The following is a 21,215-nucleotide window of genomic DNA, read 5'->3' on the forward strand; positions in this document are numbered from 1 at the left end:
GTCGGTGCGGGCCCTTTCGCATGGGCCGGTCCGGGACTTTGAACTAGTTCATATATCTATTGCACCTAGTTCAATTTGCGGCTAGCGTGCGGCACATGACCGCCAAGCCGCCCGCCCCCGTCACCCTCGCCGGCACCCACGTCCGCCTGGAGCCCTTCGACCGGATCCACCTGTCCGACCTGTTCGCGGCGACCGGCCGGGACGAGGAGGTGTGGCGGTGGATCCCGGTACCCGTCCCGCAGACCGAGCACCAGCTCGCCGAGCGGATCGACGTCTGGCGGGACAACGGCTTCCTGCCGTTCGCGGTGGTCGGCCAGGAGACCGGCCGCACCATCGGTCTGACCTGCTACCTGGACATCAGCACCGCCGACGAGCGGTTGGAGATCGGCGGCACCTTCTACGCCCGCTCCCACTGGCGCACCGCGGTCAACACCGAGGCCAAGCTGCTGCTGCTCGCCCACGCCTTCGAGGAACTGGGCATGGGCCGGGTCTGCTGGAAGACCGACAGCCGCAACGAGCGCTCGCGAAACGCCATCAGCCGCCTCGGCGCCCGGCACGAGGGCACCCACCGCCGTGACCGCCACTGCCCGGACGGCACCTTCCGGGACACCGCGTACTTCTCGATGCTGCGCGACGAGTGGCCGGCCGCGAAGGTCCGCCTGACCGAGCGCCTGGCCGCTGGCTAGACCGATCGGGCCCGCGTACGCGGCACGGCCGACCGGGCACCGCGTGCTCGGGCGGCCGGGGAGGCCTGCCTCCCCGGAGGTCCAGAGGCCCCCGGTCCGCTGTCGGATTACCCGAGTAGCATCCCGCTATGACGCAGTCCGACGCCGCACCCACAGGTAGACGCCGCTCAGGGTTTGTCGCCCTGGGCATGGTCGGCACGCTCGCGCTGGCACTGACCAGCTGTTCGTCCAGCAACAACCCGCCCCGGCGCTGTGTCGACCCGGGCACCCTCAAGGTCCTGGACAACCACTCCTGCACCGACAGCAAGTCCACCGGCCGCTGGTACTACTGCGGTTCGGGCACGACGGTCGCCACCGGCGGCACCTTCGACAAGGCCGCCACCAAGCGCGGCGGCTTCGGCTGCCCCACGCGCTCCCACCCGGTCGGAGGCTGACGGGCCGTGCGGCGCCGCACCATCGAACCCCGCCCCGGCTGGCGGCAGACCGTGGAGGGCCAGGGCCTGCTGTACGCCGTCTGCGACGACCCCCGCAATCCCGGCCAGGAGTACGCCTACTGGGACGAGAGCGCGTACTACGAGTTCTCATCTCCCGAGGTCGAGCGGCTGGAGGGCGTGGTCGAGGAGCTGCACGAGCTGTGCCTGCGGGCCGCCGACCACGTGGTGCGCGAGCGCCGCTTCGCCGACTACGGCATCACCGCCCCCGGGCTGGCCGAGGCGGTGACCGAGTCCTGGCGGCGGCGCGACGAACAGCCGTCCGTGTACGGCCGGTTCGACCTCGCGTACGACGGCAGCGGCCCGGCCAAGCTCTTCGAGTACAACGCCGACACCCCGACCTCACTGATCGAGGCGGCCAGCCCGCAGTGGTTCTGGATGGAGGAGCGCTTCCCCGGCGCCGACCAGTGGAACTCGCTGCACGAGCGGCTGGTCGACGCATGGGCCCGGCAGAAGCACCTGCTGCCGCCCGGCCCGGTGCACTTCGCGCACTCGCGCGGGGACACCGAGGGCGAGGACTGGATGACCACCCTCTACCTCCAGGAGACCGCCGAACAGGCCGGGCTGACCACGGTCGGCATCGCGATGGAGGACATCGGCTGGGACCCGCTCTCCGGCCGCTTCGTGGACCTGCAGCAGCGCTACATCCGGTCCGTCTTCAAGCTCTACCCGTGGGAGTGGCTGGCCACCGACGAGTTCGCCGGGCAGCTGCTCGACGGACTGGACCAGGGCGGCGGCACCGGCAACACGCTGTGGATCGAGCCCGCCTGGAAGATGCTGCTCTCCAACAAGGCGCTGCTGGCGGTCCTCTGGGAGCTGTTCCCCGGCCACCCCAACCTGCTGCCCGCCTACCTCGACGGCCCGCGCGAGCTGGCCGATCCCGGCGGGCCCGGCTACGCGGCGAAGCCGCTGCTCGGCCGCGAGGGCGCGGGGGTGCGGATCGTCGCCCCGGACGGCTCGCAGAGCCGGCTGGCCGACTGGGCCGGAGACCCCGACCGCTACGGCGCCGAGGGCTACTGCTACCAGCAGTTCTGCCCGCTGCCGGAGTTCGACGGCAACCGCCCCGTCCTCGGCACCTGGGTGGTCGACGGCGAATCCGCCGGCCTCGGCATCCGCGAGACCGAGGACAGCCTGATCACCCACCAAGGTGCCCGCTTCCTGCCGCACATCATCGTCTGAGCCGCTACCGCACGTGCTCCTTGAGGATCTCGGTGTCGTCCAGGGTGATGCCGACCGGGTCGGGGATCGCCACGGCGCCCCCGAAGAAGTACGTCCGTGCGTGGTACCGGCCGTCCACCGGATCGGAGTGGACGACGATCTCCCCCCGCTCGCGGTCGACGAGCAGGTGGACCGGGATGCCCGACTGCGCGTAGGCGGCCGGCTTCTCCCGCAGGTCGCGGCGGCCGGCATCGCGGTCGTACGAGGTCACCTCGACGACCATCAGCACCCGGTCGGCTTCGGCCCACTCACCCTGACCGGAGAAACTCCCCTTCGGCGCCAGGGTGCCGCCCGGACGGGCCCGGCCCGTCCGGTAGCTCTCTACGATCAGACCGCGCTCCGGATAGAGCCACAGATCGGGCCGCTGCTGCATACAGCGTTCCATGAGCCACCTGACGATCTCGTCGTGGCCCCCGTCCGGCACCGGCTTCACTCCGATCCTGCCGTTGATGAACTCCAGCCGGACGTCGTTGCGCTCTGCGGTGGCGGCGAGGTCCTCGAAGGCCTCGGCACTCATCTGGGGCGAATCGGCGATCGCAGTCATCTCCCGCTCCTCGTCGCAGTCCGTGGTGATGCCAACACCGACGGGTACAACGCGAGTCTATGCACGCGGTCACGGGCCGGAATGGGAACGGACACCGTGCGGTTTGATTGGTGCATGGCTTCTCGTGCACGTGTACGCGCCCCCGAACTGGTCGGCAAGGGCGGCTGGCTCAACACCGGCGGCAAGGAACTCACCCTGGGTGATCTCCGAGGCAAGATCACCATCTTGGACTTCTGGACGTTCTGCTGCATCAACTGCCTCCATGTCCTGGACGAACTAAGGGAGTTGGAGGAGAAGCACCGCGACACCGTGGTGATCGTCGGCGTGCACTCCCCCAAGTTCGTGCACGAGGCCGACCACCAGGCCGTGCTGGACGCCGTCGCGCGCTACGAGGTGCACCACCCGGTGCTGGACGACCCGGAGCTGGCGACCTGGAAGCAGTACGCCGTCCGGGCCTGGCCGACGCTGGTGGTGATCGACCCCGAGGGGTACGTGGTCGCGCAGCACGCGGGCGAGGGACACGCGCACGCGATCGCGAAACTGGTCGAGGAGCTGGAGGCCGAGCACCGGGCCAAGGGCACGCTGCGGCGCGGCGACGGCCCGTACGTGGCACCCGAGCCGGAGGCCGGCGACCTGCGCTTCCCCGGCAAGGCCGTCCGGCTGCCCGGCGGGACCTTCCTGGTCGCCGACTCCGGCCACCACTCGCTGGTCGAGCTCGCCGAGGACGGCGAGACGGTGCTGCGACGGATCGGTGACGGCGAGCGCGGGCTGGTGGACGGCACCGCCCCCCGGTTCAGCGAGCCGCAGGGCCTCGCCCTGGTCCCGGCCGAGCTGGGCCTGGACTACGACGTGATCGTCGCCGACACGGTCAACCACGCACTGCGCGGCGTCCGGCTGGCCGACGGCGGCGTCACCACGCTGGCCGGCACCGGGCGGCAGTGGTGGCAGGGCTCGCCCACCGAGGGCCCGGCCCGTGAGGTGGACCTCTCCTCGCCGTGGGACGTCGCCTGGTTCGACGGCCGGTTCTGGATCGCCATGGCCGGGGTGCACCAGCTGTGGGCGTTCGACCCGCTGGCCGGCACCACCGGCGTCGCGGCCGGCACCACCAACGAGGGCCTGGTGGACGGCCCGCTGGCCGAGGCCTGGTTCGCCCAGCCGTCCGGGCTGGCGGTCTCGGCCGACGGCGAGCGGCTCTGGGTGGCCGACTCGGAGACCTCCGCCGTGCGCTGGGTTTCACGTGAAACCAAGTCCGTGCACACCGCCCTCGGCACCGGCCTGTTCGACTTCGGGCACCGCGACGGCGCCGCCGACCAGGCGCTGCTGCAGCACCCGCTCGGGGTCACCGTGCTGCCCGACGGCTCGGTCGCGATCGCCGACACCTACAACCACGCACTGCGCCGGTACGACCCGGCGAGCGGCGAGGTCACCACGCTGGCGACGGACCTGCGCGAACCCTCCGGCGCGGTGCTGGTGGAGGGCGACGTCGTGGTGGTCGAGTCGGCCCGGCACCGGCTGACCCGGCTGCGGCTGCCCGAGGAGGCCGTCCGGGTCGAGTCCGTGGCGCACCGCACCCAGCGGGCGGCCACCGAGGTCGCCCCGGGCAGACTTCAGCTGGACGTGGTCTTCTCGGCGCCCGCCGGCCAGAAGCTGGACGAGCGCTACGGCCCGTCCACCCGGCTGCTGGTCAGCGCGACGCCGCCCGAGCTGCTGACCTTGGGGGCGGGCGCGGACACCGCGCTCTCCCGGGAGCTGGTGCTCTCCGCCGAGGTGGCCGAGGGTGTGCTGCACGTGTCCGCGATGGCCGCCTCCTGCGACGACGATCCGGAGATCGAGTTCCCCGCCTGCCACGTCCACCAGCAGGACTGGGGCGTCCCGGTGAAGCTCACCGCCGACGGCGCCACCCGCCTCCCGCTCGTCCTGGCCGGCATGGAGTAACTTCCGCCCACGGCAAGAGTGTTGGGGGAGAAAACGAGCAGGTCAGGGCGCGGGGAAGTGCGCCCTGACCTGTTCACCCCCGCCAGCTGCTCAGCCCTCCAGGAAGGCCTTGATGGCGCTGGCCAGCAGGTACGGGTCGTCCGCGCCGCAGAGCTCGCGGGCCGAGTGCATGGAGAGCGCGGCGATACCGCAGTCCACGGTGGTGATGCCGAGGCGGGCCGCGGTGATCGGGCCGATGGTGGTGCCGCAGGGCATGGCGTTGTTGGAGACGAAGGTCTGCCACGGCACACCCGCCTTCTCGCAGGCGGCCGTGAACACCGCCCGGCCGACCGCGTCGGTGGCGTACCGGTTGTTGACGTTGACCTTGAGGATCGGCCCGCCGTTGGGCAGCGGGTGGTGGCCCGGCTCGTGCCGCTCGCTGTAGTTGGGGTGGACTGCGTGGCCCATGTCGGAGGAGAGGCAGACCGTGCCGGCCAGCGCCCGGGCGCGGTCCTCGGCACTGCCGCCGCGCGCGTACACGCTGCGGTCCAGCACGTTGCCCAGCAACGGGCTCTGCGCTCCGGTGTCGGACTCGCTACCGGTCTCCTCGTGGTCGAAGGCGGCCAGCACCGGGATGTACGGCAGCTCGGCGCCCGCGACGGCGGCCAGCGCGGCGGTCGCGGCGTGCACCGAGAGCAGGTTGTCCAGCCGGGGAGCGGCCAGCAGCTCGCGGTCCCGGCCCAGGTAGGCGGGCGGCTGCACGTCATGGGTCATCAGGTCCCAGCCGATGACGTCCGACGCGGCCACCCCGGCCCGCTCGGCGACGAACTCGATCAGCGACCCCTCGGTGACCTCACCCAGCCCCCAGATCGGCGTGAGGTGGCGCTGCTTGTCCAGCTTGAGGCCCTCGTTGACCTGCCGGTCCAGGTGGATGGCCAACTGCGGTACGCGCAGCAGCGGTTCGTCGATCTGCACCAGGACGGTGCTGCCGTCGCGCAGCGCGAGCCGCCCGGACAGGCCGAGGTCGCGGTCCAGCCAGGTGTTCAGCGGCACTCCGCCGTAGATCTCCACGGCCACCTGCCGCCAACCCGCTGAACCGGTGTCAGGCAGCGGCTTGACCCGCAGGTTCGGCGAGTCGGTGTGCGTGCCGACCACGCGGAACGGCGTCTCGGGGCCGGCCCCCTCAGGCACGTACCAGGCGATCAGTGCGCCACCCCGGATCAGGTACCGGCCGCCGGGAGCCGCGTCCCAGGCGTCGGTCTCCAGGACCCGCCGGAACCCGGCCTTCTCCAGCCGCTCCGCAGCGCTGGCCACGGCGTGGAACGGCGACGGCGAAGCGCTCAGGTAAGCGATCAGGTCGTCGGTGTGCGTTCGGTCGAAGGCGGCCTGACGGGCGGCGGTTGACATGCTGCTCCTGAGTTGAGGGAGGGCGGAAACCGGATGGGGGACCGGCTTCGCCCTTGAGCATATGCCCGTACACGGACACGGCACGGGGAACCCGGAAACAGTGACGGAATGGTGAAGATCGGCGTTCGCCCGTGCGGTCCACGCCCTGCTCCGGCGGGCCTGGCGCGCGGCGGACCCACCGGCCGGAGCGGCGGGCATCCGGGCGGCGAAACGCCGCGGGGCCCGGCTGGTTGCAACCGGGCCCCGCAGTGTGAGGGTGTGTCAGGCAGTCACCTGGGCCTTGCTCAGAAGGCCTCCTCCGCAAGCTCCATGATCTCGTTGTCGACACCCTCGGCGATCTGGCGCTGGGAGGCGACGGTCGGCAGGATGTTGCGGACGAAGAAGCGGGCGGCCGCGACCTTGCCCTGGTAGAAGGCGACGTCCTTGCCGGCGGCGCCGGCCTCCAGCTTGGCCAGGGCGACGACGGCCTGACGGAGCAGCAGCCAGCCGACCACGACGTCGCCGGAGACCATCAGCAGGCGGGTGGCGTTCAGGCCCACCTTGTACATGTTCTTGACGTCCTGCTCGACCGAGGAGAGGTCGGCGAGCATCTTGCCGACGATGGCCTCCAGGTCGCCGGCGGCCTTGCCGAGCAGCTCGCGCTCGGTGGCCAGGGCGTCGCCGCCCTCGTTCCCGCCGAGGAACTTCTGGATCTGCTCGGAGACCGCGGTCAGCGCCTGGCCACCGTCCTTGACGATCTTCCGGAAGAAGAAGTCCTGGCCCTGGATCGCCGTGGTGCCCTCGTAGAGGGTGTCGATCTTGGCATCGCGGATGTACTGCTCGATCGGGTACTCCTGCAGGTAGCCGGAGCCACCGAAGGTCTGCAGGGACTGGGCGAGCTGCTCGTAGGACTTCTCGGAGCCGTAGCCCTTGACGATCGGCAGCAGCAGGTCGTTCAGGCGCTCGGCGGCCTCGTCGCTCTCGCCGCGCAGGCGGGCGGCGATCACGTCGTCCTGGACGGAGGCGGTGTACAGCACCAGGGCGCGCATGCCCTCGGCGTACGCCTTCTGGGTCATCAGCGAGCGGCGCACGTCCGGGTGGTGGGTGATGGTGACGCGCGGGGCGGTCTTGTCCAGGAACTGGGAGATGTCCGCGCCCTGCACGCGCTCCTTGGCGTACTCCAGCGCGTTCAGGTAACCGGTGGAGAGGGTGGCGATCGCCTTCGTGCCGACCATCATCCGGGCGAACTCGATGATCTTGAACATCTGGCGGATGCCGTCGACCTTCTCGCCGAGCAGCCAGCCCTTGGCCGGGTGCTTGGCACCGAAGGTCATCTCGCAGGTGTTGGAGGCCTTCAGGCCCATCTTGTGCTCGACGTTGGTGGCGTAGACCCCGTTGCGCTCGCCGAGCTCGCCGGTCTCCCAGTCGAAGTCGTACTTCGGCACGATGTAGAGGCCGAGGCCCTTGGTACCCGGCTTGCCGCCCTCGGGGCGGGCCAGCACCAGGTGGATGATGTTGTCGGACATGTCGTGCTCACCGGAGGTGATGAAGCGCTTCACACCCTCGATGTGCCAGGAGCCGTCCTCCTGCTTGACCGCCTTGGTGCGGCCGGCGCCGACGTCCGAACCGGCGTCCGGCTCGGTCAGCACCATGGTGGCGCCCCAGAGGCCGTCGATCATGCGCTGGGCGACCTTCTGCTGCTCCTCGGTGCCCTCGTCGTAGACGACGCCGGCGAAGGCCGGGCCGGAGGAGTACATCCAGATCGCCGGGTTGGAGCCGAGGATCTGCTCCGCGTAGGCCCAGACCAGCGAGGACGGGGTGACCTGGCCGCCGATGCCCTCCGGGATGCCCAGGCGCCACCACTCGGCGTCCATGTACGCGTTGTAGCTCTTCTTGAACGTCTCCGGGATCGGAGCGGTGTTGGTCTCCGGGTCGAAGACCGGCGGGTTGCGGTCGGCGTCGGTGAACGAGGCAGCCAGGTCGTTCTCGGCCAGGCGCGCGATCTCGCCGAGGATGTTCTTCGCGGTGTCGACGTCCATGTCGGCGAACGGACCGGTGCCGTACACCTGGTCGCGGCCGAACACCTCGAAGAGGTTGAACTCCACGTCCCGCAGGTTGGACTTGTAGTGACCCATGACCGTTCTCTCCGGTTCGTCGCTTCCGGGGGTCCGCCGCTACGAGCGCCCCACTTACCCACCAGTAGAGCCCATGATGCTACCCGTTGGTAACTTGTTCAAGCCCCTGTCGCACCCTTCCGATGCGAAAGTCCTATGAAGGTGGTCACGTCGCCTCCGGGCCGCACCCCACAACCCGATGGCACCACGAGTTGTCCGGATCGGCCGCCCCACGGAGGCCCTTGATCCCGATAGCCTGTCCCCGTGTACGGCTACGACCAGAGCACCTACCAGGGCGACCCCTACCAGCAGCAGGCGGGGATGAACGGCATGCCCGGCCCCGGCCCGTACGGAGAGCAGCAGACCGCGTCCCAGCAGTCGTTCTACCCGGAGCCCTCGCCACCCTCACTCGCGGACGCCGTCCGGGCCTTCACCACCGGCTCGATGACGGTCGAGGACTTCCAGGCCATCTTCATCACCTCCAAGGTGCACTGCCCGCGCGGCGACCGCCCCGGCTTCCTGGCCCTGCACAACACGCCGACCCCGGTGATCCCGATGTTCAGCTCGCTCAAGGAGCTGCGCCGCTACGCGGGCAAGGAGTCCAAGCACTTCAGCGTGACCGGCGCCGAGGTGCTCGACCTGCTGCCGACCGGGTACGGCTTCGCCCTCGACATGGAGGGCGAGCACCGGATGGTCTTCGACGCCAAGGCGGTCGAGCAGATGGTCGACTTCACCATGCGGCGGATGTACGGCTGACACCCCCGGCGGGCCCGCCACGCCCCCGCGGCAGCACGCGACACCCGGCGGCACCCGGCCGGTCGCGCACACCCGAGCGGGGCATCACCCCGACCACATGGTTCAACTTTCAACTTGCTTCTAGTTGAGCATTGAACTAATCTGCTGAACGTAGGCCACAGACCCCGAAGGAGGCCCACATGCCCGCCGTGACCGTCGAGAACCCGCTGACCCTCCCCCGCGTCGCCACCCCGGATCCCGCCGCGAACACCGCCCGTCCGGTCCTCACGGTGGTCACCGCCCCCGAGGGCCACGAGGGCGAGGGCTTCCCGGTGCGCCGCGCCTTCGCCAAGATCAACACCAAGTACCTCGACCCGTTCATCATGATGGACCAGATGGGTGAGGTGGAGTACGCGGCGGGCGAGCCCAAGGGCACCCCGTGGCACCCGCACCGCGGCTTCGAGACGGTCACCTACCTGATCGACGGCGAGTTCATCCACAAGGACTCGCACGGCGGCGGCGGGCACCTCGGCGGCGGTGACACCCAGTGGATGACGGCCGGCTCGGGCATCCTGCACATCGAGACCCCGCCCGAGCAGTTGGTGATGACCGGCGGGCTGTTCCACGGCATCCAGCTGTGGGTCAACCTCCCGGCCGCCGACAAGATGACCGCACCGCGTTACCAGGACATCCACGGCGGGCACGTCAAGCTGCTCTCCACCCCGGACGGCGGCGCGATCCTGCGCCTGATCGCCGGCGAGCTGGACGGCCACCGGGGCCCAGGCGTCACCCACACCCCGATCACCCTGCTGCACGCCACCGTCACCCCGGGCGCCAGGCTCACCATCCCCTGGCGCAGCGACTTCAACGCGCTGGCGTACGTCCTGAACGGCGACGGCACGGTGGGCGACCAGGCCCGCCCGATCCGCACCGGGCAGGCGGCGGTCTTCGGCGAGGGCGACACCCTCACCGTCTCCGCCGACGCCAGGCAGGAGTCCCGGCACCCCAACCTGGACGTGATCATCCTGGGCGGGCAGCCGATCCGCGAGCCGGTCGCCTGGTACGGGCCGTTCGTGATGAACAGCCACCGCGAGTTGGAGCAGGCCATGCGGGACTTCCAGTCCGGCGCCTTCGGCCAGCCGACCGACTGACCCCGCACTCGGGGGCCCGGACCGCACCGTCCGGCCCCCGACGCCGTTCCGGACGGTGCGGACACGCCGTCGGGCCGGGGACCGCGCGGGGACGACCGGTGACGGACATTCGGCTGCGCCACCGCCGCGATCCGCCGTCAGATCCTGGCGTAGAGCGCCGAGGCGTCGTCGTGGGCCTTGCCCCGGGGCCAGCGCTCACACCTGGCGTCGGCCCGCTCCACCACCCTGACCTGGGCGATCAGCTCGGCCGGCCCCGACTCGGCGAGCAGCCGCAGCGCGTCCGACCAGCTGCCGAGCCCGAACCGCTCGGTGAACCGCGAGGCGCCGTCGGTCACGGCGGCCACCGCGTGCAGTGCGGACAGCGGGACGAACCCGGTCTCCGCCCGGGCCGCGGCCTTGGGGGTGGCGGCGGCGATCCACGGGCCGTGGCCGGTGTTCCGGGCGGCGCGGAGGGCCAGTGCGTACCGCAGGTGCAGGGCCTCCCGTTCGGCCGAGCCGGGACGGTCGCCCAGACCTGGCGCCGCAGCTGCTCGCCGCCGGGAAAGCGCTGGTTGTCGCCGATCACCCGGGGCGGACCGTCCTTGGGGTGCAGGATCAGCAGCGAGTCGCCGAGCACCAGGTACTCCAGCGATTTGCCGTGCAAACGGGCGGCGACCACCATCGCGGCCGGGGTGTTCGGGTGGGCCAGGTCGCAGCGCCCGCCGTGCAGGGCAGCCGTCTCCACGATCGCGTCGGCCAGGCACTCGGAGATCGACCGGTCCGACCGATCGGTGAGCCGGGCCAGCAGATGTACCCCCAGGCGGCGTACGTACCAGGCGGTTCCGTGCCGGCAGCCGGACTCCATCCCGGCCGGTGAACTCGAGCCGTCGAGCAGTACCAGTGCTTCGGGCGAGGCGGCCGCGAAGTCCTCGGTCTGCCGGCCCGGCTCCTGCGGTTCCCCAGCGAGCTCTACCTGCATGCCGCCCAGTGTGGCGGGCCGACGCGGAGTCGGACAGAGGTCCGCTGATGATCCCTCGAAGGGGGCACGGGCCGGGGCAGCGGATGACAAAGGGATGAATTCGGACATACCGTCGGTGCTGGCTGCCGGTGGGCACTCACCGCGCTTTCACCGAGTTCTCTGGAGCCCGCCGTGATGGTCCTTCAGTTCATCGTCCTCGTGATCGCCTCGATCGGCTTCCCGGCCGCCGCGCTGCTGTTCCTGATCGGCGGGCCGAAGTTCCGGCCGCCCCGCCAGTGACCTGCCCCGGTGGGAAAATGTGGGACGCCAACGGCGTTCGACGTGGGATGGTGAGCCCTGCACATCAGCTCTCGTCCAGGAGGTCACGCATGAGCAGCGACGCAGCCGAACCCGTCGAGCCGCAGGCACCGGAGGCCGCGCCGGACGGCCAGGGCGACCCGGACGACCTGAAGGCGAAGTTCCGTGCCGCCCTCCAGCACAAGCACGGCGGCCGCGGCGGCGTCGGCGGTCCGGGCCCCGAAGGATCGAAGATCCACGGCTCCCACTCGGCGGCCGGCGGCAAGCGCACCTTCCGGCGCAAGAGCGGCGGCTGAGCAGCGCCCGTCGGCGGGGCGCGGGCTCGGCGTGGCCGACCGCGCCCCGGACGGGTCCACCACGCGGCGGCCGTGCCCCTACGGCGTACCCCCGGGGCCGCCGTAGGGGCACGGCGCGAGGGCACGCCTGGCGCTACCGCGGCGGCGCAACGCCGGGCGCCCCGCCGAACACCGGCTCGATCTGCGACGCCCAGGCGATCAGCTGTTCGTCCGCGCTCTCCGCGCCGACCAGTTGCACCCCCAGCGGCAGCCCGCCGGGCGCACGGCCCGCCGGCAGCGTGACCGCGGGCAGGCCCGCGTGGCTCCACGGCAGCGACATGACCGCGTCCCCCGTGCTGCCCAGCCCCAGCGGTGCCGGCCCGGTCGCCGCCGGGGTCACCCACAGGTCAACGCCCTGCGCCACCATGACGTCCGCGATCCGGCGCCGGTAGGAGCTCCTGGCCTGGAGCGCCGCCGCGTACGCCACCCCGTCGATCTCCCGGCCGCGCCGGATCGCGGCCGCCGTCCCGGGCCGGTACAGCGCCGCGAAGCGGGGGAACAGCTCGGCGTGCACCCGGGCCAGCTCATAGCCGCTGATGGTCCGGAAGGTCCGCACCACGTCGTCGAAGTCGGGCAGCAGCACCGAAACCTCGCGGACCGGCAGACCGCACCCACGCAGCGTGTCCAGCTGCCGGGCGAAGGCCGCCCGGGCGAGCGGCCCGGCGTGTTCCAGGTACGGGCCCACCGGGACCCCGAGCGCGGGCGGTCCGTCCCCCGCGACCGGCGACCAGTCGTCGCACAGGACGGACGCCGCGAGCGCCGCGCCCGCCAGGTCGGTGGTGAAGGTGCCGATGGTGTCCAGGGTCGGCGCGCCGGCGAGCACCCCGTCGGTCGGAATCCGCCCGTACGTCGGCCGGAAGCCCACCACCCCGCAGTACGCTGCCGGGCGGATCACCGACCCCATGGTCTGGGTGCCGATGGCCAGCGGCACCAGGCCCGCGGCGACCGCTGCCGCCGAACCACTGCTGGAGCCGCCGGGCGTGTGCCCGGGATTGTGCGGATTCCGGGTCGGCCCGGGCGCGTCGATCGCGAACTCGGCGGTCACGGTCTTGCCCGCCACCAGCGCGCCCACCGCCCGCAGCCGGTCCACCACCTCGGCCTGCGGCCCGCTGAGCACGCCCGGCGGCAGCGCGGACCCGGCATGGGTGGGCAGGCCGTCCACCTGGATCACGTCCTTGACCCCGACCGGCACCCCGTACAGGCTGGGCGGCTCGGTCCGTCCGGCGCATGCCCAGGCCGCGTCGGTCCGCCGGTAGCGAGCCTCGACCGCTCGGGCCTCGGCGGTCAGCCGCGCGTGCCGGCCGGGTTCGGGGGTGAAGGCCCGGACGACCGAATCGGTCCGCTCGATGCGGCTGCACAGCCGCTCGACCTCGACGGCCGGGCCCTGATCACCGGCGCGCAGGGCGGCTGCCGCGGGCACCAGCGGGATCGGTGGCTCCATGACTCCACGCTACGGCGCCGGGGCCCGCGGGCCCGCGCCGCGACGCCCGCGGGCCACCGGGATTCCTCCGGCCACCGCCTGCGCTCCAGGGTTCCCCCGGCCGGTGCGCCGAGGACGCTGTGATGCCGGTCCACCCCGGACAGCAGACCGCCGCACCGCCGTTGTCGCCGGCGTGCCGCCCCACCCGCCGGATCACCCCGGCAGTTGGCGGCGCCCCCGCCGCACCCGCGTCGGGTCCGCCTTCATCACCCCAACCACCCACCGCGGCAACGGACTTGTCCGCCGCAATGGCCCTGGCGGGTCACCGGTGAGGGCGCCGGGGAACTCAGGAGACCGCGCGCAGCAGCGAACCGTCCCGGCGCTTGAGGATCTTGTCGAAGCTGACGATCGCCCCGCGCAGCGGATGGTTCCGCAGCTGGACGTGGTCGGTGAGCGCGTGGATCAGGAAGAGCCCGCGGCCGCTCTCCGCGTCGAGTGCCGGCAGGTCGGGCCCCACGCACTCCGACAGCACGCTCGCCCCGCCCAGGTCGGCGAGGCCGGCGTCCCACAGCGCGGTGGCCGACGGGCGGAGCGAGGGGCAGGGCAGGACATGGGTGTCGTACGGCGCGGGGCGGTCGGTGTGCCGGGGACGGTACGCGGTCAGCACCGGCACCGCGAGGACCGCTCGGCCCCGGCGGCCGCGCCGGCGTCCGGTGGCCGGACGGACGGGCCTGGCGGCCGACACCCCCGTACGCCGTGGTGTGGCCGCCCCGAGCGGCGACACCGGGGCCGCCGCCGTGCCGGAGGCGGCGGGCAGCGCGGGCACCGGCGGTGCGGGCGGCAGCGCGAGCGGCGGGGCCGAGCCCGGCAGTCCGGGACCCGAGTCCACCACCTCGACCCGGAGCCTGTCCCCGGTGATCGAGGCGGTCACCTGGAAGCCGTCGTCGGGCCGGCCGCCCACCGCGTGCTCGACCGCGTTGGCGCAGGCCTCGGTGAGGGCCACCCCGAGGTCGTGCGCGACCTGCGGATCGACCCCGGTGGTCTCCATCGCGCTGAGCAGGATGCGTCGGGCGAGCGGAACGCTGGCCGGGTCGCGCTTGAGGTGCAGAGTCCACCAGATGTCCACGGGAGGTCCCTCCTGGCTACGGCTCCACATAGGCTGCGGCTCCACATAGAACGAGGTATCTCCGGACGATCCCACGGCGAACCATGCGCCGCGTCCGGGACCGCCCGTTCGGCGGATGGACGGGGGCAGCAGCCTGTGCCGGGCGGCGCACTGCGCGACGCGCGCGCCGGGCCCGAACGGGCCAATCCGATACAGCGGCGCCCCCCTCCCTGGGCCGTGGTTGTAGGCGGTGAGATGATGTGCCGGCCATGACCGACCGCCACGCCGCCCCGCGCACAGGCGCCGCCGCCCCGGAATTCCGGGCCCCGGCCGCCGCCTGGGACCTGCGGGTGGCCCGGGCGGTCCCGTTCGCGCTGGTCTGCACGCTGATCGCGGCCGCCGGACACGCCGTGGTGGGCGGCGGGCACGTCGCCCTGCCCGCGCTCGCGGCCGGCTTCGCCGCGGTCTGCCTGGTGGCGGTGCTGCTCGGCGGCCGTGAGCGGTCGCTGGCCGCCATCGCCGGTGCGCTCGGCGCCGGGCAGCTGGGGCTGCACTGCCTCTTCCACAGCCTCTCCCCGCACCCCGCGATGGCCGGTATGCACACCGGCACCGGCCAGGACGGCCCGCTCACGCTGGCGCAGGTGGCCGGACGGCTGGTCTGCGACGACTCCGGCCGCGCCGGGTTCGCCGTCCTCCCGGCGGCCTCGCCCGAGCAGTTGGTCAGCGCCGCGGGCCTCGACCCACAGGCGTACCCGGCAGCAGCGCCGCACGACGCGCTGCTCGGGCTGACGCCCTCGATGCTGCTGGGCCACCTCGCCGCCGCCGTGGTGGCGGGCTGGTGGCTGCGGCGCGGCGAGGCCGCGCTGTGGCGGCTGCTCCGGGTGACGGCCGCCGCGGCGCAGCAGTGCGCCGTCGGGCTGCGGACCGCGTTCGCGCTGCTCGCGACGCTGCTGCTGGGCAGTGCCTCCGAGGGGCGGCCGGCCCGGCGGGCCCGTGGCCGGGCTGAGGACTGGCGGCTGCCGACCGCCGCCGCGCTGCGGCACAGCGTGATCCGGCGGGGTCCGCCGGTGGCGGCCTTCGCGCGCTGAGCCCTCCTCCCCTTCCGGCAGCTTCGGCTGCGGGTGATCGGGGAGCTCCGGGCGCGTCCGCGCGCCGCCGCGTCCCACGCAGCGGTACGAGTCCGGCCGGTGTCGTCCCTGGCGCCCGGGCCTTCGGACCGTACGAGCTCGGTACGTCACCGGCGGCGCGGCCGTACGCCACCGCGGCGTCACGGCACCGTCCCCCCATCGCCCCGCCACGTGCGCCGCCACCGCGGCCCGCGCGTGTGCCCCTCGCCGTTGGAGAACATCCCGATGCGCATGACTCCCGCCCGCCGGCTCGCCGTCTCCGCTGCCGCCGCCACCGCCGTGGTCGCCTTCGCCGTCCCCGCCTCCGCCCACGTCACCGTGCAGCCGGGCGACGCCCAGCAGGGCGGCTACACCGCCGTCGCGTTCCGGGTGCCGGACGAGAGCGACACCGCCTCCACCGTGAAGCTGGAGGTCAACCTGCCGATGGACCATCCGATGGCCTCGGTCCGGATCCTGCCGCTGCCGGGCTGGACCGCCACCCTGGAGAAGTCCAAGCTCGACAAGCCTCTGAAGTCGCACGGCCAGGACATCACCGAGGCCGTTTCCAAGATCACCTGGACCGCCGACGACAGCGCCAAGATCGCACCCGGCCAGTTCCAGGAGTTCAAGGTCTCGCTCGGCGCCCTGCCGACCGACACCGACAAGCTGACCTTCAAGGCACTCCAGACCTACGACAACGGCGACATCGTCCGCTGGATCGACGAGGCCAAGGACGGCCAGCCCGAGCCGGCCCACCCGGCCCCCGTACTGACCCTCACCAAGGCCGCCGCCGCTGCCGGCGACCACCACGGCGGCGCCCCTTCGGCGGCCGCCACCCCCTCGGCGGCCGCCGGCTCCTCGCAGGACGCCCAGGGCGACAAGCAGACCGCGGCCAAGTCCAGCGACACCACCGCCCGTACGCTCGGCGTGGCCGGCATCGTCGTCGGCGCGCTCGGCGCCGGCCTCGGTGTCGCGGGCCTGCGCCGCAGGAGCAACGGCTCCGCCTCCTGAGACCGGTCGGGTGGGGGCCGCGCCCATCGCGGCCCCCACCCGGCAGCACCACGCGAACGATCGGACCCACCGCCATGCCACGTACCGCCACCGCGACCACCTCCACCGGCGCCCCGCGCGCCGGGCGCCGCGCACTCGGCGCCACCGCCCTCGCACTCGCCGCCGCCCTCGCCCTGAGCGCCTGCGGCTCCAGCGCCGGCAGCGGCGACGGCGACGGCGCCGGCGCCGCGAAGGTCGTCCAGCAGACCAGCAACTCCCCGTACAAGGGCAGCGTGCTGGCCAAGCAGTTCCAGAAGCCCGACCTGGTCCTCGACGACACCTCCGGCCAGCCCTTCGACCTGCGCAAGCAGACCGACGGGCACCCCACGCTGCTGTTCTTCGGCTACACCAGCTGCCCCGACGTCTGCCCGACCACCATGGGCGACATCGGCGTCGCGATGGCCTCGCTGCCCGAAGCGGACCGGAAGAAGATCGACGTGGTCTTCGTCTCCACCGACCCCGAGCGCGACACCCCCAAGGTGCTGCGCACCTGGCTGGACTCGATGGGCAAGGACTTCATCGGGCTCACCGGCGACCTGAACAAGGTCAAGGCCGCCGCCCAGACCCTCGGCGTCATGGTCGAGGACCCGATCGTCAACAAGGACGGCACCGTCACCTCCAGCCACGGCGCCCAGGTGCTCGCCTTCCTGCCCCCGGACAACAAGGCCCACCTGCTCTACCTGAGCAACAGCTCGGTCGACACCTACAAGCACGACCTGCCGCTGCTGGCCAAGGGGGTGCCCGCGTGACCACCCTCATCGGGCGAGCGGAGGCGGCCGCATGAGCAGGCAGTTCCGCCGGACCGCGCTGATCGGCGCCGGCGTGGCCACCGTCCTCACCGCCGCGACCATACTCGTCGCGTGCGGCACCGGTGGTGACGGCGGCGCGGACGGCCGACAGCCCCGGCTCACCGTCGCCGACTCCTACATCCCGCTCCCCGCCACCCCCGGCGGCATGGCCGCGGGCTACCTGACCGTCAACAACACCGGCTCGGCCGACGACCAGCTGATCAAGGTTTCCAGCCCGGACGCCAGCTCGGTGACCATGCACCGCTCCACCGACAGCACCATGCGGGAGGTCGGCGCCCTCGACGTGCCCGCCCACGGCACGCTCTCGCTCGACCGGGGCGGCAACCACCTCATGATCATGGGCTGGGAGAAGACCCCGGCCGTCGGCGACGAGCTCGAACTCGACCTGACCTTCGCCAAGGGCGACAAGATCTCCGTCCAGGTGCCGGTCAAACCCCTCACCTACCGACCGGGAAGCTGACCGCGACATGTTGAAGAGACTCGGCGCCCTGGTGGCGGCGCTCGGTGCCGCACTGGTGCTGCTGCTCGGCACGGCCGGACCGGCCGCCGCCCACGCCGCACTGGTCAGCACCGACCCCGCCCAGAACTCGGTTGTCCCGCAGGCCCCCACCGCGGTGACGCTGACCTTCAGCGAGGGCGTCTCGCTCTCCGCCGACTCGGTCCGGGTGCTCAGCCCGACCGGGCAGCAGGTCGACGCCGGCAACCCGAGCCACCTGGACGGGAAGAACGACACCGCCCGGGTCTCGCTCAACAGCGGCCTGGCGAACGGCACTTACACCGTCGCCTGGCGAGCCGTCTCGGAGGACTCGCACCCCGTCGGCGGCGCCTTCACCTTCTCCATCGGCGCCCCCTCCGCCACCACGGTCTCCACCGGCCAGCTCCAGAGCGCCAAGGCCGACGGCACGGTCGCCTTCTGCTACGGACTCGCCCGGACCGTCGCCTACGCCTCCTTCGCCCTGCTCGCCGGGGCGGCCGCCTTCGTACTGATCTGCTGGCCCAGGGGCGCGGCCGTGCGCTCGGTGCAGCGGCTGCTGATGACCGGCTGGATCGGGCTACTGGTCGCCACCGTGGCCGTCCTGCTGCTGCGCGCCCCGTACGAGCGCGGCAGCGGCATCGGCGTGGCCTTCGACCTCTCGCTGGTGCGCAGCACGCTGGAGGAGCGGATCGGCACCGCGCTCTCCGCGCGACTGCTGCTGCTCGCGGCGGGCGGGGTGTTCCTCTCGCTGCTGGTGGGGCAGTTGGGGCAGTCCGACGGCTCCGCGGACTCCGTCGAGGACACCGGCGGCCGCGAGGAGACCGCCGAGAGCACCGGCGACCTCGAGGAGGACGAGCTGCGCCGCCTGGAACGGCTGGCCGCCGAACGTCCGCAGCGGGACGCCCGACTCGGCCTCGGCATCGCCGGAGTCGTCCTTGCCACCGCGCTCGCCGCCACCTGGGCTGGCGCCGACCACGCCTCCGCGGGCATCCAGGTCTGGCTGGCCCTGCCGCTGGGGATCCTGCACCTGCTGGCGGTGGCGCTGTGGCTGGGCGGGCTGGTCGCCCTGGCCGCCGGACTGCGGGCCGGCCTCGCGGTCACCGCCGTGGAACGCTTCTCCAAGCTCGCCCTCGGCGCCGTCTCGGTCCTCGCCGCCACCGGCGTCTACCAGTCCTGGCGCGGCGTCGGCTCCTGGAGCGCACTGCTCGGCACCGAGTACGGGCGGCTGCTGCTGGTGAAGATCGGCTGCGTGGTCGCGATGGTCGGCGTCGCCTGGATCTCCCGCGCCTGGGTCACCCGGCTCCGGGCGGGATCGGCCGCCGAAGGTGTTGAGGGTGCCGAGGCCGCCGGCGAGGGCGCTGCCCGTGTGACCGCTTCCGTCGAGGTGCCCACGAGCACCGGGGCCGAGGACACCGCCGAGGACGCCATCGAGAACGCCGCCCAGGGCGGGCCCGAGGCCGCCGACCCCGTGCGGCAGGCGCAGCTGGCCCGACAGCGGGCTGCCCGGCAGACGGCCATGGTGCAGCGGGCCCAGGACGGCCCGCCGGCCCGTGCCGGGCTGCGCCGCTCGGTGCTGACCGAGAGCGCCGTCGCGGTGGTCGTTCTGGTGGTCACCACCATGCTCACCAACTCCCCGCCCGGACGGGTCGCCCGGGCCGCCACCGGCGGCGACCCGGCGGCGACCGCGACCGGCAGTGCTCCGGGCACCGCCCCCGCGAAGACCGTCGAGCTGAAGATCCCGTACGACACCGGTGGCAGGACCCCCAACGCCAAGGGCACCGCCACGGTGGTCCTCAACCCCGCCGCGACCGGGTCCAACACGGTGAAGCTCAGCCTGGACGACTCCTCGGGCAAGCCCGCCGAGGTGCCCGAGCTGCAGCTGGCCTTCACCCTGCCCGACCGGGACCTCGGGCCGCTGCCCGCGTCCCTCAACTCCGACGGGCCGGGCCGCTGGTCCGGGACGGCTCAACTCCCGCTCGCCGGCGACTGGGTGGTGTCGGTGACGGTCCGCTCCTCGGACATCGACCAGTCGACCGAGGTCAAGTCGCTCAAGATCGGGTGAATGTGATGACCGAGCAGACATCGGAGCGGTCCGAGGCACCGGAGACGGCGGCGCCCGCCGCCGCGGGCCTGACCCGCCGCGCCCTGCTGGGCAACGCGGGGGCCGGGCTCGCGGTCGGCGCCGGCGCGGGCGCGGTCGGCGGCTGGGCCGTCGCCGCGCCGCGCGACGGGAGCCGGAGCAACGGCGCCCCGGCGCTCGGCCAGGCGTCCGTGCCCTTCCACGGGGCGCACCAGGCCGGGATCGTCCAGCCCGCGCAGGCGCGCGCCCAGCTGGCCGCGTTCGACCTGACGCCGGGCACCGGCCGGGACGGGCTGCGCCGGCTGATGAAGGGCTGGTCCGAGACCGCCGCGCTGCTGGCGCGCGGGGAGCAGGCCGGGGCGCACGAGAACCAGATCGCGCTGGACGCAGGCCCCTGCACGCTGACCGTCACCTTCGGGTTCGGCGCCCCGCTCTTCGACAAGACCGGCCTGGCCTCGCAGCGCCCGCCGCAGCTCGCCCCACTGCCGGACTTCCCGGAGGACACCATCGACCGCTCCCGCAGCGACGGCGACCTCTGGGTGCAGATCGGCGCGGACGACGCACTGGTCGCCTTCCACGCGCTGCGGGTCCTCCAGCAGCAGGCCTCCGGGTTGGCGACACTCCGCTGGCAGATGTCCGGCTTCAGCCGCACACCGGGTGCCACCGACCGCCCCAGGACCCCGCGCAACCTGATGGGCCAGGTGGACGGCACCAACAATCCCCGTCCCGCCGACCCCGACTTCGCCGCCAAGGTCTTCGCCGACGGCCCCGGTTGGCTGGCGGGCGGCTCCTACGTGGTCTTCCGGCGGATCCGCATGCTGCTGGACAACTGGGAGAACCTGCCGACGGACCGCCAGGAGCGGGTGATCGGCCGCCGCAAGGTGGACGGCGCACCGCTCTCCGGCGGCACCGAGTCCACCCCCGTCGATCTGGCGAAGCAGAACGGCGACGGACTGCTCGCAATACCCGTCGACGCGCACATCCGGGTCGCCGCACCCGCGTCCAACGGCGGGGCGGCCATGCTCCGCCGGGGGTTCTCGTTCCAGGACGGGCTGCTCCCGGACGGTTCGCTGGACGCCGGGCTGCTGTTCATCGCCTTCCAGGCCGACCCGGCGCACGGCTTCATCCCCGTGCAGCGCCGGCTCGCCCGGGGGGACAGCCTCTCCCGCTTCCTTCGGCACGAGGCCAGCGGCCTTTATGCCGTCCCGCCGGGCGCCCCGCAAGGCGGCTACGTCGGCCAGGCCCTGCTGGAGGGGTGAGCCCTCCCGGGGCGAGTTCCCGGGAGGACAGGCGGACTGCCGGGCCCTGCCCTCGGGGCCCCGTTCTCCTCGCGGGGCGGCC

20 protein-coding genes are annotated in these 21,215 nt (G+C 72.9%); 13 read left to right on the plus strand and 7 right to left on the minus strand.

The window, feature by feature from the left end; genetic code table 11:
• The first annotated feature begins 95 nt into the window (after positions 1-95).
• From ABD369_RS17600 to ABD369_RS17610, 3 genes are all read left to right on the plus strand, one after another.
• Positions 96-686 carry a GNAT family N-acetyltransferase gene (locus ABD369_RS17600; RefSeq protein WP_344637359.1) on the plus strand — a complete coding sequence of 197 codons (591 nt, stop codon included), beginning with the start codon at positions 96-98 and terminating at the stop codon, positions 684-686.
• Between the two features lie 128 nt (positions 687-814).
• Positions 815-1,120, plus strand: a complete 306-nt coding sequence (locus ABD369_RS17605) for a hypothetical protein (RefSeq protein ID WP_344637360.1) — start codon at positions 815-817, stop codon at positions 1,118-1,120.
• Positions 1,121-1,126: 6 nt separating this feature from the next.
• Positions 1,127-2,356, plus strand: coding sequence for a glutathionylspermidine synthase family protein (locus ABD369_RS17610; RefSeq protein ID WP_344637361.1), 1,230 nt, complete (start codon positions 1,127-1,129; stop codon positions 2,354-2,356).
• A gap of 4 nt (positions 2,357-2,360) precedes the next feature.
• Here ABD369_RS17610 and ABD369_RS17615 read toward each other — a convergent pair whose 3' ends face one another.
• Positions 2,361-2,939, minus strand: a complete 579-nt coding sequence (locus tag ABD369_RS17615) for a Uma2 family endonuclease (RefSeq protein WP_344637362.1) — start codon at positions 2,937-2,939, stop codon at positions 2,361-2,363.
• A gap of 114 nt (positions 2,940-3,053) precedes the next feature.
• Here ABD369_RS17615 and ABD369_RS17620 point away from each other — a divergent pair, with 114 nt between their 5' ends.
• Positions 3,054-4,874 (plus strand): NHL domain-containing thioredoxin family protein, encoded by a 1,821-nt coding sequence (locus ABD369_RS17620; protein ID WP_344637363.1) that lies wholly within the window; start codon positions 3,054-3,056, stop codon positions 4,872-4,874.
• 90 nt (positions 4,875-4,964) lie between these two features.
• Here ABD369_RS17620 and ABD369_RS17625 read toward each other — a convergent pair whose 3' ends face one another.
• The gene (locus ABD369_RS17625) at positions 4,965-6,260 is read right to left on the minus strand and encodes a M18 family aminopeptidase (protein WP_344637364.1); all 1,296 of its coding nucleotides are present in this window, start codon (positions 6,258-6,260) and stop codon (positions 4,965-4,967) included.
• A gap of 284 nt (positions 6,261-6,544) precedes the next feature.
• Positions 6,545-8,374: an acyl-CoA dehydrogenase gene (locus tag ABD369_RS17630; protein ID WP_344637365.1), complete on the minus strand. Its 1,830-nt coding sequence runs from the start codon at positions 8,372-8,374 to the stop codon at positions 6,545-6,547.
• 243 nt (positions 8,375-8,617) lie between these two features.
• On the opposite strand from ABD369_RS17630, the gene ABD369_RS17635 reads away from it, so the two are divergent.
• Positions 8,618-9,109 (plus strand): SseB family protein, encoded by a 492-nt coding sequence (locus ABD369_RS17635; RefSeq protein WP_425557646.1) that lies wholly within the window; start codon positions 8,618-8,620, stop codon positions 9,107-9,109.
• A 179-nt stretch (positions 9,110-9,288) separates the two neighbouring features.
• Positions 9,289-10,239, plus strand: a complete 951-nt coding sequence (locus ABD369_RS17640) for a pirin family protein (RefSeq protein ID WP_344637366.1) — start codon at positions 9,289-9,291, stop codon at positions 10,237-10,239.
• Between the two features lie 137 nt (positions 10,240-10,376).
• On the opposite strand, the gene ABD369_RS17645 is transcribed toward ABD369_RS17640, so the two are convergent.
• Positions 10,377-10,583 carry a hypothetical protein gene (locus ABD369_RS17645; RefSeq protein ID WP_344637367.1) on the minus strand — a complete coding sequence of 69 codons (207 nt, stop codon included), beginning with the start codon at positions 10,581-10,583 and terminating at the stop codon, positions 10,377-10,379.
• Positions 10,571-11,197 (minus strand): hypothetical protein, encoded by a 627-nt coding sequence (locus tag ABD369_RS17650; protein WP_344637368.1) that lies wholly within the window; start codon positions 11,195-11,197, stop codon positions 10,571-10,573. Before ABD369_RS17650 ends, ABD369_RS17645 begins: the two co-directional genes overlap by 13 nt.
• Positions 11,198-11,565: 368 nt before the next feature.
• Between ABD369_RS17650 and ABD369_RS17655 the strand changes: the two genes are divergently transcribed.
• Positions 11,566-11,790, plus strand: coding sequence for a DUF5302 domain-containing protein (locus tag ABD369_RS17655; RefSeq protein WP_344637369.1), 225 nt, complete (start codon positions 11,566-11,568; stop codon positions 11,788-11,790).
• 133 nt (positions 11,791-11,923) lie between these two features.
• Here ABD369_RS17655 and ABD369_RS17660 read toward each other — a convergent pair whose 3' ends face one another.
• Together ABD369_RS17660 and ABD369_RS41165 are read right to left on the minus strand one after the other, a co-directional pair.
• Positions 11,924-13,270 (minus strand): amidase, encoded by a 1,347-nt coding sequence (locus ABD369_RS17660; RefSeq protein WP_344637370.1) that lies wholly within the window; start codon positions 13,268-13,270, stop codon positions 11,924-11,926.
• A 325-nt stretch (positions 13,271-13,595) separates the two neighbouring features.
• The gene (locus ABD369_RS41165; protein WP_425557648.1) at positions 13,596-14,375 is read right to left on the minus strand and encodes an ATP-binding protein; all 780 of its coding nucleotides are present in this window, start codon (positions 14,373-14,375) and stop codon (positions 13,596-13,598) included.
• A gap of 248 nt (positions 14,376-14,623) precedes the next feature.
• Here ABD369_RS41165 and ABD369_RS17675 point away from each other — a divergent pair, with 248 nt between their 5' ends.
• From ABD369_RS17675 to efeB, 6 genes are all read left to right on the plus strand, one after another.
• Positions 14,624-15,442: a hypothetical protein gene (locus ABD369_RS17675; RefSeq protein WP_344637371.1), complete on the plus strand. Its 819-nt coding sequence runs from the start codon at positions 14,624-14,626 to the stop codon at positions 15,440-15,442.
• Positions 15,443-15,706: 264 nt separating this feature from the next.
• Positions 15,707-16,471, plus strand: a complete 765-nt coding sequence (locus ABD369_RS17680) for a YcnI family copper-binding membrane protein (protein ID WP_344637372.1) — start codon at positions 15,707-15,709, stop codon at positions 16,469-16,471.
• Positions 16,472-16,545: 74 nt separating this feature from the next.
• Positions 16,546-17,259 (plus strand): SCO family protein, encoded by a 714-nt coding sequence (locus tag ABD369_RS17685; protein ID WP_344637373.1) that lies wholly within the window; start codon positions 16,546-16,548, stop codon positions 17,257-17,259.
• Positions 17,260-17,290: 31 nt separating this feature from the next.
• Positions 17,291-17,779 carry a copper chaperone PCu(A)C gene (locus ABD369_RS17690; RefSeq protein ID WP_344637374.1) on the plus strand — a complete coding sequence of 163 codons (489 nt, stop codon included), beginning with the start codon at positions 17,291-17,293 and terminating at the stop codon, positions 17,777-17,779.
• A 7-nt stretch (positions 17,780-17,786) separates the two neighbouring features.
• Positions 17,787-19,856 (plus strand): copper resistance CopC/CopD family protein, encoded by a 2,070-nt coding sequence (locus tag ABD369_RS17695; RefSeq protein ID WP_344637375.1) that lies wholly within the window; start codon positions 17,787-17,789, stop codon positions 19,854-19,856.
• Between the two features lie 5 nt (positions 19,857-19,861).
• Positions 19,862-21,133, plus strand: coding sequence for an iron uptake transporter deferrochelatase/peroxidase subunit (gene efeB / locus ABD369_RS17700; RefSeq protein ID WP_344637376.1), 1,272 nt, complete (start codon positions 19,862-19,864; stop codon positions 21,131-21,133).
• The last annotated feature ends 82 nt before the right edge of the window (positions 21,134-21,215 follow it).

This window comes from Kitasatospora cystarginea (assembly GCF_039533515.1).
In the GTDB taxonomy this organism is placed as follows: domain Bacteria; phylum Actinomycetota; class Actinomycetes; order Streptomycetales; family Streptomycetaceae; genus Kitasatospora; species Kitasatospora cystarginea.

Excerpts from the sequence above, each read along its gene's own strand:
- ABD369_RS17600 (WP_344637359.1), top strand. The coding sequence starts at position 96 with ATGACCGCCAAGCCGCCCGCCCCCGTCACCCTCGCCGGCACCCACGTC.
- ABD369_RS17605 (WP_344637360.1), top strand. The coding sequence starts at position 815 with ATGACGCAGTCCGACGCCGCACCCACAGGTAGACGCCGCTCAGGGTTT.
- ABD369_RS17615 (WP_344637362.1), bottom strand. The coding sequence starts at position 2,939 with ATGACTGCGATCGCCGATTCGCCCCAGATGAGTGCCGAGGCCTTCGAG.
- ABD369_RS17620 (WP_344637363.1), top strand. The coding sequence starts at position 3,054 with ATGGCTTCTCGTGCACGTGTACGCGCCCCCGAACTGGTCGGCAAGGGC.
- ABD369_RS17625 (WP_344637364.1), bottom strand. The coding sequence starts at position 6,260 with ATGTCAACCGCCGCCCGTCAGGCCGCCTTCGACCGAACGCACACCGAC.
- ABD369_RS17630 (WP_344637365.1), bottom strand. The coding sequence starts at position 8,374 with ATGGGTCACTACAAGTCCAACCTGCGGGACGTGGAGTTCAACCTCTTC.
- ABD369_RS17640 (WP_344637366.1), top strand. The coding sequence starts at position 9,289 with ATGCCCGCCGTGACCGTCGAGAACCCGCTGACCCTCCCCCGCGTCGCC.
- ABD369_RS17650 (WP_344637368.1), bottom strand. The coding sequence starts at position 11,197 with ATGCAGGTAGAGCTCGCTGGGGAACCGCAGGAGCCGGGCCGGCAGACC.
- ABD369_RS17655 (WP_344637369.1), top strand. The coding sequence starts at position 11,566 with ATGAGCAGCGACGCAGCCGAACCCGTCGAGCCGCAGGCACCGGAGGCC.
- ABD369_RS17660 (WP_344637370.1), bottom strand. The coding sequence starts at position 13,270 with ATGGAGCCACCGATCCCGCTGGTGCCCGCGGCAGCCGCCCTGCGCGCC.
- ABD369_RS17675 (WP_344637371.1), top strand. The coding sequence starts at position 14,624 with ATGACCGACCGCCACGCCGCCCCGCGCACAGGCGCCGCCGCCCCGGAA.
- ABD369_RS17680 (WP_344637372.1), top strand. The coding sequence starts at position 15,707 with ATGCGCATGACTCCCGCCCGCCGGCTCGCCGTCTCCGCTGCCGCCGCC.
- ABD369_RS17685 (WP_344637373.1), top strand. The coding sequence starts at position 16,546 with ATGCCACGTACCGCCACCGCGACCACCTCCACCGGCGCCCCGCGCGCC.
- ABD369_RS17690 (WP_344637374.1), top strand. The coding sequence starts at position 17,291 with ATGAGCAGGCAGTTCCGCCGGACCGCGCTGATCGGCGCCGGCGTGGCC.
- ABD369_RS17695 (WP_344637375.1), top strand. The coding sequence starts at position 17,787 with ATGTTGAAGAGACTCGGCGCCCTGGTGGCGGCGCTCGGTGCCGCACTG.
- efeB (WP_344637376.1), top strand. The coding sequence starts at position 19,862 with ATGACCGAGCAGACATCGGAGCGGTCCGAGGCACCGGAGACGGCGGCG.